This window comes from Pseudomonas sp. BN417, from assembly GCF_029871205.1.
GTDB lineage: Bacteria > Pseudomonadota > Gammaproteobacteria > Pseudomonadales > Pseudomonadaceae > Metapseudomonas.
The window spans coordinates 1-9,918 of record NZ_SSOJ01000040.1; the positions used below are offsets into that span (position 1 = coordinate 1).

Genomic DNA, 9,918 nt, shown 5'->3' on the forward strand with positions numbered 1-9,918 from the left:
ACTGACCAAGAGCGGGCGCGAAGCGATCACCACCTCCTTCTCCACCTTCGAGATCTGGTTCTGTGTCGCTGCGCTCTACCTCGTCATCAACCTGCCGCTGTCGCAAATCGCCAGCCGTCTGGAGCGGAGGCTCGGGAAAAGTGATTGAAGTCCGCAACCTGGTGAAAGTCTTCGAAGCCCGCGGCCATGAAGTGCGGGCTGTGGATAACGTCAGTACGCAAGTGAAGCGTGGTGAAGTGGTGGTGGTGATCGGGCCTTCGGGCTCCGGCAAGTCCACTTTCCTGCGCTGCCTGAACGGCCTGGAAGAGCTGGATTCCGGCTCGGTGAGCATCGACGGCGTCGACCTCGCCAATCCCAAGACCGATGTGAACGCCTACCGCCGCGAGGTGGGCATGGTGTTCCAGCACTTCAACCTGTTCCCGCACATGACCGTGCTGGAGAACCTCTGCCTGGCGCAGAAGGTCGTGCGCAAGCGCGGCAAGGCCGAACGCGAGGCCAAGGCCCAGGCGCTGCTGGCCAAGGTCGGCATCGCGCAGAAGGCCAACGAGTACCCCTCGCGCCTCTCCGGCGGCCAGCAGCAGCGGGTGGCCATCGCCCGCGCCCTGTGCATGGAGCCCAAGGTGATGCTGTTCGACGAACCCACCTCGGCGCTGGACCCGGAAATGGTCGGCGAGGTGCTGGACGTGATGAAGGCCCTGGCCGTGGAAGGCATGACCATGGTCTGCGTCACCCACGAAATGGGCTTCGCCCGCGAAGTGGCCGACCGGGTGCTGTTCTTCGACCACGGCAAGCTGCTGGAAGACGCCCCGCCGGCGCAGTTCTTCGCCCAGCCCCAGGACCCGCGGGCGCAGAGCTTCCTGCGGCAGGTGCTCTGAAGAGCGGGTTGGTGCGGCTCCTTGTGGGGGCGAATTCATTCGCGTAGGGCAGCGCAGCTGCCCCCAGCAACCGCATGGACGGCCCTTGGGCCCGTTTGGCGATTGAAATCGCCCCTACCGGGCGTGCATGACTGGACAGTGGCACGGAAGGCCCCCTCTCCTTTCGGGAGAGGGCTGGGGTGAGGGCGGTTGAAGGCCGGTTCGGACTATCCTGCCGGCCTTCTTGATGGGTATCGCTCCGCTCCACCCATCCTACAGGGTGTTTCGCGGATGAATTTGTCCGGTCAATGCAACGGCGTTGCCGGTTGCAGCTCGTTCTCTTCCAGCCAGTCCTGGGCCAGTTCGCGCAGGCGGGCGGCCTCGTAGGCGTGCCAGGCTTCCAGCAGCACGGGATATTCCATCAGCACGTGCCTGAAGGTGCGCACCGGCTTGCGCCCTGCCAGGGCCTGCTCCAGGGCGGCGTAGGCATGGGGATGGACCACCTCAACGAGGAACTCCTCCATCAGCGCCAGTTCGTCGCCCTGGCCCAGGGGTTCCACCAGCAGGAAGCGTTCCGGCTCCTCCCGCAGCAGGGATTCCAGTTCGGGATCGGCGTCTTCTTCGGGGATCAGCAGCACCTTGCCGCTGAGGAGGTCGAGGTAGTGGTCGAGGCCTTCGGTGTTGAGGGCGAAGGCCAACTGGTCGAGGTCGATGGTCAGCGGGCGCATGGCAGTCTCGATGTCGGCACAGGATGCTGCCAGCCTACGCCAGCAACGCGCCTCAGAACAGCCGGGCGAGCAGGGCCGTGACGGCCGTCTCGACGCGCAGGATGCGTTCGCCGAGTTGCACGGGGGTAAGGCCGGCCTCGTGGAGTTTCTCCACCTCGTAGGGAATCCAGCCGCCTTCCGGGCCTATCGCCAGGGTGATGGGCCGCTCCACCGCACGCGGGCAGGGTGGATGGTCGCCGGGGTGGCCGACCAGGCCCAGGGTGTTCGCGGCGAGCTGCGGCAGGCGGTCTTCGACGAAGGGCTTGAAGCGCTTCTCGGTGACCACCTCGGGCAGGACGGTGTCACGCGCCTGTTCCAGGCCCAGGATCAGCTGTTCGCGGATGGCCGCGGGCTCGAGGAAGGGGGTCTGCCAGAAGCTCTTTTCCACTCGGTAGCTGTTCAGCAGCACCAGGCGCGGCACGCCCATGGCGGCCACCGTCTGCAGCACGCGGCGGAGCATCTTGGGACGCGGCAGGGCCAGCAGCAGGGTAATGGGCAGCTTGGCCGGCGGCGGCTGGTCGAAGCTGACTTCCAGTTCCGCGCAGTCCGCCGCCAGGTGCAGCAGACGCCCCTGGCCCATCAGCCCGCCGAGGTGGCCGACCCGCAGGCTGTCGCCGGCTTCGGCGCGGTGCACTTCATGCAGGTGCTTCAGGCGCCGCCCTTCCAGCCGCGCCCGGTCCGCCGCGACGAAATCGGCGTCTTCGAGGAGGAGCAGGTTCACGGACGGGGGGCGGGGGGCTGGTCGCCGGGTTCTTCGGCGTCGTCTTCCGGATGGTCGCCACGCTTGCGGATCAGGCTGCCGCAGAACACGCCAACTTCGTACAGCAGCCACATGGGCACGGCCAGCAGGGTCTGGGAGAAGATGTCCGGCGGAGTCAGGACCATGCCGACGACGAAGCAGCCGATGATCACATAGGGGCGGATGCGCTTGAGGTATTCGACGTTGACCACGCCGATCCAGATCAGCAGGACCACGGCCACGGGAATCTCGAAGGCGACGCCGAAGGCGAAGAACAGCGTCATCACGAAGTCGAGGTAGCTGCTGATGTCGGTCATCATCGACACGCCTTCCGGCGTCACGCTGGCGAAGAAGTGGAAGATCAGCGGGAACACCAGGAAGTAGGCGAAGGCCATGCCGCCGTAGAAGAGCACGATGCTGGAGACCAGCAGCGGCAAGGCGATGCGTTTCTCGTGCTTGTACAGGCCGGGGGCGATGAAGCCCCAGACCTGGTGCAGGATCACCGGCATGGCGAGGAACAGCGCCACCACCATGGTCAGCTTGAACGGCGTGAGGAAGGGCGAGGCCACGTCGGTGGCGATCATGGTCGCGCCTTCCGGCAGGTACTGGCGCAGCGGCGCCGAGACCAGGGTGTAGATCTTCTGGGCGAAATAGAACAGGCCGGCGAAGATGGCGAAGATCGCCACCACGCAGCGCAACAGGCGCGTACGCAGTTCAGTGAGGTGCGAGACCAGGGGCATTTCCTGGTCCTGTTCCGGCTTCTGGTCGCTCATGGGATGCGGGACGGCTGCTGCGGTTCGATGGGGGCCTGGGGCGTGGCGGGTGCTGGGTCATCGCTCGCCGCCTGGCTGGCGGGTGCCGGGGCAGCTGGGCTGGCCACTGGCGCCGGCTCGCTGGCGGCTTCAGGTGCCGGCGCGCTTTCCTGGGTAGCGCTGCTGGCAGCGGGAGGCACGATGCTCTCCTTGATCTGCTTCTCCAGCGCCATGATGTGTTCGTTATGCAGCTGGCGACGGATCTCGTCGGCGCCTATCTCGCGCTCGACCTCGGTCTTGATGGCATTGAAGCTGCGCTTGAGGCGGCCGATCCACAGGCCGGCGGTGCGCGCCGCGCCGGGCAGCCGCTCGGGCCCGAGCACCAGCAGTGCGATCAGGCCGATCAGCAGCAGTTCACCGAAGCTGATACCGAACATGGGTCATCAGTCCTTGCGGGTCACCGGGTCCTGCACCTTCTGCGCCTGACCTTCGATGGTCTGGGCCTGGTTCAGGGGGGTTGCGCCGGGTTGCTGGGCGCTGCTCTGCTCGGGGCCCTTGTCGCCTTCCTCGGTGTTCATGGCCTTGCGGAAGCCCTTGATGGCGTCGCCGACGTCGGAGCCGAGGGTTTTCAGGCGCTTGGTGCCGAAGACCAGCACGACGACGATGAGAATGACCAGCCAGTGTTTCCAGTCGAAGATGCCCATGGTGTGTTCCTCTTGATTGTCTTTGTCAGGCGGAGGGCTGGCGGGCGGCCTTTTCGGCGTGCCCGGACAGGCCGAAGCGACGGTCCAGTTCATCGAGCACGGCCTGGGGGTGCTGGCCGAGGGCGGCGAGCATGACCAGGCTGTGGAACCAGAGGTCGGCGGTTTCGTAGATCAGGTCGCTGTGGTCGCCGCTGACGGCGGCGTCCTTGGCGGCGAGTATGGTTTCCACCGCTTCTTCGCCGACCTTCTCCAGGATCTTGTTCAGGCCCTTGTGGTACAGGCTGGCCACGTAGGAACTGTCGGGCGCGCCGTTCTTGCGCTCCTCCAGCACTTCGGCCAGGCGGGCGAGAGTATCACTCATGGCTGTGTCCTGCGGCATAGATGGCATGCGGATCCTTGAGCACGGGGTCGACGGTTTTCCAGCCGCCGTCTTCGAAGACGCGGTAGAAGCAGCTTTCGCGTCCAGTATGGCAGGCGATGCCGCCCAACTGCTCGACCAGCAGGATGACGACGTCAGCGTCGCAGTCCAGGCGCAACTCGTGGAGTTGCTGCACATGGCCGGACTCCTCGCCCTTGCGCCACAGCTTGCCACGAGAGCGTGACCAGTAGATGGCGCGGTTCTCGGCAACGGTGAGGGCGAGGGCTTCGCGGTTCATCCAGGCCATCATCAGCACGCGGCCCGTCTTGTGGTCCTGGGCGATCGCCGGGACCAGGCCCTCGGCGTTCCAGTGAATCTCTTCCAGCCAGTCTTTCATCGTGTCTTCCACAGCAAGGCTGGCCCCGCGGGGCCGGCGCAGAGTTCGAAATAGTGTGCCAGCGCCACGCGGGGCTGGCTATCGGCGCAGCACCAGATATAGACCGCCGGCCAGCATCAGCCAGCTCGGCCAGGTCTCGGCGGTGGGCGCCAGGCCCTGGGTGGCGGCACCGGCGATCAGCAGGGCGCCGAGCAGGCGCGCCGGCCAGTGCGGGCGAGCCGGGGCCTCGACTTTTTGCGGGGCACGGGTGGGCAGCGCCAGGCGCTCCAGGGTTTCGCGCGCCATCTGCGACAGGTGCGGCACCTGTTCGGCCTGCTGCTGCAGATTGCGCAGCAGGTGCAGGGGGCTGATGCGCTCGCGCATCCAGCGTTCGAGGAAGGGCTGGGCGGTGGTCCAGAGGTCCAGGTCCGGGTAGAGCTGGCGGCCGAGTCCTTCGATGTTCAGCAGGGTCTTCTGCAGCAGCACCAGCTGCGGTTGGACTTCCATGTTGAAGCGGCGGGCGGTCTGGAACAGGCGCAGCAGCAGCTGGCCGAAGGAGATGTCCTTCAGCGGCTTCTCGAAGATGGGCTCGCAGACGGTGCGGATGGCCGCCTCGAAGTCGTTGACCTTGGTTTCCGGCGGCACCCAGCCGGAATCGATGTGCAGCTGGGCCACGCGGCGGTAGTCGCGCTTGAAGAAGGCGATCAGGTTGCGCGCCAGGTAGTCCTGGTCCTCGGGGGTGAGGCTGCCGATGATGCCGCAGTCGATGGCTATGTACTGCGGGTTCCAGGGCTGGCGGGTGGCGACGAAGATGTTCCCCGGGTGCATGTCGGCGTGGAAGAAACTGTCGCGGAACACCTGGGTGAAGAAAATCTCCACGCCGCGCTCGGCCAGCAGCTTCATGTCGGTGCGCTGGTCGGCGAGGGTGGCGAGATCGGTCACCGGGATGCCGTAGATGCGCTCCATCACCAGCACCTTGGGCCGGCACCAGTCCCAGTAGACCTGGGGCACGTAGAGCAATGGCGAGCCGTCGAAGTTGCGCCGCAGCTGGCTGGCGTTGGCCGCCTCGCGGAGCAGGTCGAGCTCGTCGTAGATGGTCTTCTCGTAGTCGTCGACCACTTCCACCGGGCGCAGGCGGCGGGCGTCGCTGGAGATGCGCTCGGCCAGGCGGGCGAGGGTGAACAGCCAGGCGAGATCCTGGCGGATGATCGGCCGCAGGTTGGGGCGGATCACCTTGACCACCACTTCCTCACCGCTTTTCAGCTGGGCGGCGTGGACCTGGGCCACCGAGGCGGAGGCCAGGGGCTCGACGTCGAAGCGGGCGAAGACCTGGCTGACCTTGGCGCCGAGTTGCTCCTCGATGCGCGCCACGGCCGTCGCCGGCGCGAAGGGCGGCACCCGGTCTTGCAGGCGCGCGAGTTCGTCGGCGATGTCCGGCGGCATCAGGTCGCGGCGGGTGGAGAGCAACTGGCCGAACTTGATGAAGATCGGTCCGAGGTCTACCAGGGCCAGGCGCAGGCGCTCGCCGCGGGTCAGCGTCAGCTCCTTGCGCGGCAGCCAGCGCCAGGGCAGGGCATAGCTCAGCGTACGCAGCCACCAGGGCAGCGGCAGTTCGAGCAGCAGGTCGTCGAGGCGGTAGCGGATGACGACCTGCTGGATGCGCAACAGGCGGCGGGCGGCGAGCAGCTTCATGCGATGGGCTTGGTTCTCTGGTTCAGACGCTCGACGCGGGCATCGAGGCGGTCGAGGGCGAGCTTGAGGCGGTCCAGCTCGGCGAAGCGGGCATCGGCTTCACGCCGGCCGACCAGGGTGCGGGACTCTTCGGCCAGGTAGTCGGCAAGGTTCTGCCGCAGGCTCTCCAGGCCTTGTCCGGCCCAGCTGGCGCGGCTGCGCAGGTGGCCGGCGAGCAGTTGCGTGCCCACCGGGCCGAGCCAGCGCGACAGTTCGTATTCCCAGTCCAGCTCGAGGTCCTGGAGGATGGCCGCGAGCTCCAGCAGCACGCCGCTGTCGCCTTCCAGGGTCACTTCCGGGCTGTGCAGGATGCTGGTCTTGTCCTTGCTGCCGGCCAGCCGCAGCAAGCTGCCAGCTGGCGCGCGCAGGCGGCAGTCGGCGCGCGCGGACCAGTGGGCGGAGAGCTTCAGGCCATCGCCGCCGGGGAGCAGGAAGAGGGTCAGCGCCGGGTTCTGGCAGTCGACTTCGATGACGCTGCCTTCCAGGGCGGCCATGCGCGGCAACGCGGTGCTGTCCAGGGGCAGCACCCGGTTGAGGCCGAGCTCGATGCCGGCCAGCAGCGCCTGGGTCAGCATCAGGGCTTGATGCCGCGGTGCAGGGCGACGATGCCGCCGGTCATGTTGTGGTAGGTGACGCGCTCGAAACCGGCCTCGCCCATCATCGCCTTGAGGCTCTCCTGGTCCGGGTGCATGCGGATCGACTCGGCCAGGTAGCGGTAGCTCTCGGCGTCGTTGGTGATCAGCTTGCCCATCAGCGGCAGGAGGCTGAAGGAGTAGACGTCATAGGCCTTGGACAGCAGGCTGCTGGACGGCTTGGAAAACTCCAGCACCAGCAGGCGGCCACCGGGCTTGAGCACCCGCAGCATGGAGCGCAGGGCTTCGTCCTTGTGGGTGACGTTGCGCAGGCCGAAGGCGATGGTGACCACGTCGAAATGGTTGTCGGGGAAGGGCAGCTTCTCGGCGTCGGCCTGGACGAAGCTGACGTTGCCGGCGACGCCGCTGTCGAGCAGCTTGTCGCGGCCGACCTTGAGCATGGAGGCGTTGATATCGGCCAGCACCACTTCGCCGGTCACGCCCACCAGGCGCGAGAATTGGCGGGTGAGGTCGCCGGTGCCGCCGGCGATGTCCAGCACGCGATTGCCCGGACGCACGCCGGACAGCTCGATGGTGAAGCGCTTCCACAGGCGGTGGACGCCACCGGACATCAGGTCGTTCATCAGGTCGTACTTGGCCGCAACCGAGTGGAACACCTCGGCAACCTTGTCGGCCTTCTGGCTCTCCGGGACCTGCTGGTAACCGAAGTGGGTCGTGGGTTCGGCGTCGTTGCCTTTGCGCGGGTCGTTCATGTCGCTGCCACCGGAATTGAATGGCGGCCATTCTAATGCCGGCGTCCGGCTTTGTCTTGGCGGCGGTGGACGCCGGACGCGGCGAGGGCCCGCGGGGGCTGGTATAGTCGCGCGACCAAAGGTCGCAGCAGGAGCAGTCCATGTCCCGTATCCATGTCGAACGTTCGCACGCCCTGAGCCACGAGGCCGTGCGTGAGAAGGCCGAGAAGCTGGCCGAACGCCTGGCGCGCGAGTACGACGTGCGTTACCAGTGGCGCGGCGACACCCTGGAGTTCAAGCGCAGCGGCGCCGATGGCCAGATCGAGGTGGGCGCCGACAAGGTGCGTGTGGAGGTCAAGCTGGGTCTGTTGCTGTCGGCCATGGGCGGCATGATCAAGCGCGAGATCGAGAAGGCGCTGGACGAGTACCTGGTGTGAATCGGGGCCGCGCTGCGGCCCTTCGCGAATGAATTGGCTATGTCCGCGTTAGCTGTTGCAGTACCGAATAGAAGCGTCTAGTACGGGTCTTTCATGGCTCCGCACGGCCTGACACCTCCCTCACCCCCAGCCCCCGCCCTGCGCCCCAGCCTGAGCGCTGCGCGCTCAGTCGCTCTTCGGCACCGGAAGCGGTGCTTCCGACAGCGTGCCTCTTCGCCCCGGAGGGAGAGGGGTGACTCGCGCCTGACAGGGCATACAAATCCTGATGCCCAGTCATTGCCTGAACCTGCGCAGAAGAGGTGGGGCAGCGACTCCGCCCCGTCAGGAGGCCGAGCGTAATCGTTGCAGAGGGGGACGAGCGGCATGGATGCCGCGAGAGGCGTGCGGGGCCAGGGATGGCCCCTCACGCCGTGCCCCCGGTGCAACGATGGAGCGAGGGAAGTTTGGCGCAGCCAAACCCGGATGCAGGGGCAAGCCTTTTGCTTCCTTTGGGGCGACTGCCAAAGGGAGTCGCCCGGGAAGGCGAAACAGAAACTCGCAGCCCACTCGACAATCAGCCTGGCTCAGGGCGTTCTAGCAACACTTAGTGCAGACATAGCCAATGATTTCGCCCCCACGGATTCCGGGCGGGCGATCCGACCGGAGAGGCCCATTTCGCGGCTAGTATGCGGTTTCTAATTTTCCTCGCTACCTTGCGCTCAAGTCCTGAAAAAGGGCGAGTCATCTACCATTCCGCGTGAGGTGCACCATGGCCAAAGTAGCCGTCAAGAAGAAAGTCGAGAAAGTAGAAAGCAAGCCCACCGTCCTCGCTGACGTCAAGCTCTACGCCCGCAAGATCTGGTTGGCTGGCCTGGGTGCCTACGCCAAGGCCGGCGCCGAGGGTGTCGACTATTTCAAGGAGCTGGTGAAAACCGGCGAAGGCGTCGAGAAGCAGGGCAAGAAGCTGGTGGACGAGCAGGTCGAAGCCGCCAACAGCCAGTTCGACAGCGTGAAGAACAGCGTCACCGGCGTGAAGGAAAAGGTCGAGGTTCAACTCGACAAGATCGAGAAGGCTTTCGACAACCGAGTAGCCAGCGCTCTCAACCGCATCGGTATTCCCTCCCGGCAGGATGTTGAGGCACTCTCTGCTAAGCTTGATGAGCTGAGCGCGTTGCTCGAGCACGTCGCGCGAACCAAATAAGGAGAGCAGGATGGCTGGCAAGAAAAAAACCGATAAAGACACCAACTCCTGGATCGGCGAGATCGAGAATTACTCGCGCCAGATCTGGTTGGCTGGCTTGGGGGCCTACTCGAAGATCAGCAACGACGGCTCCAAGCTGTTCGATACGCTGGTCAAGGATGGCGAGAAGGCCGAGAAGCAGGCCAAGACCGAGGTGGACAAGCAGGTAGACGCGGTCAAGTCGAAGGTCGGCTCCCGCGTGGGCTCGGCCAAGTCCAAGGTCGAGGAAGTCAGGGGCAAGGCCATCGGCAAATGGAGCGAGCTGGAGGAAGCTTTCGACAAGCGTCTGAACAGCGCGATCTCTCGCCTGGGCGTGCCCAGCCGCACTGAGGTGAAGGACCTGCAAGGCAAGGTGGATTCCTTGACCAAGCAGCTCGAGAAGCTCACCGGCGTATCGGCCAAGTCGGTCAAGCCTGCTGCCAAGGCCGCCGCCAAACCGGCCGCCAAGGCTGCGGCGAAACCCGCTGCCAAGCCAGCCGCCAAACCCGCGGCCAAGGCTGCTGCCGCGAAGCCGGCTGCCAAACCCGTTGCGGCGAAAGCCGCTGCGAAGCCGGCAGCCAAGCCTGCGGCGAAAGCGGCGGCCGCTGCCAAACCGGCAACCAAAGCCGCCGCCAAGCCAGCTGCCAAGCCGGCCGCAGCCGCCAAGCCTGCCGCAGC

Annotated in this window: 14 protein-coding genes and 1 pseudogene; 5 read left to right on the plus strand and 10 right to left on the minus strand. The window is 65.9% G+C overall.

Annotation, left to right across the window (positions count from 1 at the left end; genetic code table 11):
* A pseudogene (locus tag E8F11_RS03395) lies at positions 1-148 on the plus strand (amino acid ABC transporter permease); the annotation flags it as partial.
* On the plus strand, positions 141-875 hold the full coding sequence (locus tag E8F11_RS03400; RefSeq protein WP_280287394.1) for an amino acid ABC transporter ATP-binding protein: 735 nt from the start codon (positions 141-143) through the stop codon (positions 873-875). The pseudogene E8F11_RS03395 and the gene E8F11_RS03400, both read left to right, overlap by 8 nt.
* A gap of 284 nt (positions 876-1,159) precedes the next feature.
* On the opposite strand, the gene E8F11_RS03405 is transcribed toward E8F11_RS03400, so the two are convergent.
* The 10 genes from E8F11_RS03405 to ubiE form a co-directional block, all read right to left on the minus strand.
* Entirely contained in the window at positions 1,160-1,582 is a 423-nt protein-coding gene (locus E8F11_RS03405; protein ID WP_280287395.1) for a UPF0158 family protein, read from the minus strand.
* A gap of 52 nt (positions 1,583-1,634) precedes the next feature.
* Positions 1,635-2,342: a 16S rRNA (uracil(1498)-N(3))-methyltransferase gene (locus E8F11_RS03410; protein ID WP_280287396.1), complete on the minus strand. Its 708-nt coding sequence runs from the start codon at positions 2,340-2,342 to the stop codon at positions 1,635-1,637.
* Positions 2,339-3,133 (minus strand): twin-arginine translocase subunit TatC, encoded by a 795-nt coding sequence (gene tatC / locus E8F11_RS03415; protein ID WP_280287398.1) that lies wholly within the window; start codon positions 3,131-3,133, stop codon positions 2,339-2,341. Before tatC ends, E8F11_RS03410 begins: the two co-directional genes overlap by 4 nt.
* Entirely contained in the window at positions 3,130-3,549 is a 420-nt protein-coding gene (gene tatB, locus E8F11_RS03420; protein ID WP_280287399.1) for a Sec-independent protein translocase protein TatB, read from the minus strand. Before tatB ends, tatC begins: the two co-directional genes overlap by 4 nt.
* 6 nt (positions 3,550-3,555) lie before the next feature.
* Positions 3,556-3,816: a twin-arginine translocase TatA/TatE family subunit gene (locus E8F11_RS03425; protein WP_280287400.1), complete on the minus strand. Its 261-nt coding sequence runs from the start codon at positions 3,814-3,816 to the stop codon at positions 3,556-3,558.
* 25 nt (positions 3,817-3,841) lie between these two features.
* Positions 3,842-4,177 (minus strand): phosphoribosyl-ATP diphosphatase, encoded by a 336-nt coding sequence (locus tag E8F11_RS03430; protein ID WP_280287401.1) that lies wholly within the window; start codon positions 4,175-4,177, stop codon positions 3,842-3,844.
* Positions 4,170-4,571 carry a phosphoribosyl-AMP cyclohydrolase gene (hisI, locus tag E8F11_RS03435; protein WP_280287402.1) on the minus strand — a complete coding sequence of 134 codons (402 nt, stop codon included), beginning with the start codon at positions 4,569-4,571 and terminating at the stop codon, positions 4,170-4,172. Before hisI ends, E8F11_RS03430 begins: the two co-directional genes overlap by 8 nt.
* A gap of 78 nt (positions 4,572-4,649) precedes the next feature.
* Positions 4,650-6,242 (minus strand): ubiquinone biosynthesis regulatory protein kinase UbiB, encoded by a 1,593-nt coding sequence (ubiB, locus tag E8F11_RS03440; protein WP_280287403.1) that lies wholly within the window; start codon positions 6,240-6,242, stop codon positions 4,650-4,652.
* A complete protein-coding gene (locus E8F11_RS03445; RefSeq protein WP_280287404.1) occupies positions 6,239-6,856 on the minus strand; it encodes an SCP2 sterol-binding domain-containing protein in 618 nt (205 codons plus the stop codon). Before E8F11_RS03445 ends, ubiB begins: the two co-directional genes overlap by 4 nt.
* Entirely contained in the window at positions 6,856-7,626 is a 771-nt protein-coding gene (gene ubiE, locus E8F11_RS03450; protein WP_280287405.1) for a bifunctional demethylmenaquinone methyltransferase/2-methoxy-6-polyprenyl-1,4-benzoquinol methylase UbiE, read from the minus strand. Before ubiE ends, E8F11_RS03445 begins: the two co-directional genes overlap by 1 nt.
* A gap of 140 nt (positions 7,627-7,766) precedes the next feature.
* Between ubiE and E8F11_RS03455 the strand changes: the two genes are divergently transcribed.
* From E8F11_RS03455 to E8F11_RS03465, 3 genes are all read left to right on the plus strand, one after another.
* The gene (locus E8F11_RS03455; RefSeq protein WP_280287406.1) at positions 7,767-8,042 is read left to right on the plus strand and encodes a polyhydroxyalkanoic acid system family protein; all 276 of its coding nucleotides are present in this window, start codon (positions 7,767-7,769) and stop codon (positions 8,040-8,042) included.
* A gap of 748 nt (positions 8,043-8,790) precedes the next feature.
* A complete protein-coding gene (locus tag E8F11_RS03460) occupies positions 8,791-9,222 on the plus strand; it encodes a phasin family protein (protein ID WP_280287407.1) in 432 nt (143 codons plus the stop codon).
* 10 nt (positions 9,223-9,232) lie between these two features.
* The coding region (locus tag E8F11_RS03465; protein WP_280287408.1) for a phasin family protein at positions 9,233-9,918 on the plus strand (686 nt) is incomplete at its 3' end.

Bases quoted from the DNA above. Each gene is read 5' to 3' on its own strand.
- E8F11_RS03405 (WP_280287395.1), bottom strand. From the start codon at position 1,582: ATGCGCCCGCTGACCATCGACCTCGACCAGTTGGCCTTCGCCCTCAAC.
- tatC (WP_280287398.1), bottom strand. From the start codon at position 3,133: ATGAGCGACCAGAAGCCGGAACAGGACCAGGAAATGCCCCTGGTCTCG.
- tatB (WP_280287399.1), bottom strand. From the start codon at position 3,549: ATGTTCGGTATCAGCTTCGGTGAACTGCTGCTGATCGGCCTGATCGCA.
- E8F11_RS03425 (WP_280287400.1), bottom strand. From the start codon at position 3,816: ATGGGCATCTTCGACTGGAAACACTGGCTGGTCATTCTCATCGTCGTC.
- E8F11_RS03430 (WP_280287401.1), bottom strand. From the start codon at position 4,177: ATGAGTGATACTCTCGCCCGCCTGGCCGAAGTGCTGGAGGAGCGCAAG.
- hisI (WP_280287402.1), bottom strand. From the start codon at position 4,571: ATGAAAGACTGGCTGGAAGAGATTCACTGGAACGCCGAGGGCCTGGTC.
- ubiB (WP_280287403.1), bottom strand. From the start codon at position 6,242: ATGAAGCTGCTCGCCGCCCGCCGCCTGTTGCGCATCCAGCAGGTCGTC.
- E8F11_RS03445 (WP_280287404.1), bottom strand. From the start codon at position 6,856: ATGCTGACCCAGGCGCTGCTGGCCGGCATCGAGCTCGGCCTCAACCGG.
- ubiE (WP_280287405.1), bottom strand. From the start codon at position 7,626: ATGAACGACCCGCGCAAAGGCAACGACGCCGAACCCACGACCCACTTC.
- E8F11_RS03455 (WP_280287406.1), top strand. From the start codon at position 7,767: ATGTCCCGTATCCATGTCGAACGTTCGCACGCCCTGAGCCACGAGGCC.
- E8F11_RS03460 (WP_280287407.1), top strand. From the start codon at position 8,791: ATGGCCAAAGTAGCCGTCAAGAAGAAAGTCGAGAAAGTAGAAAGCAAG.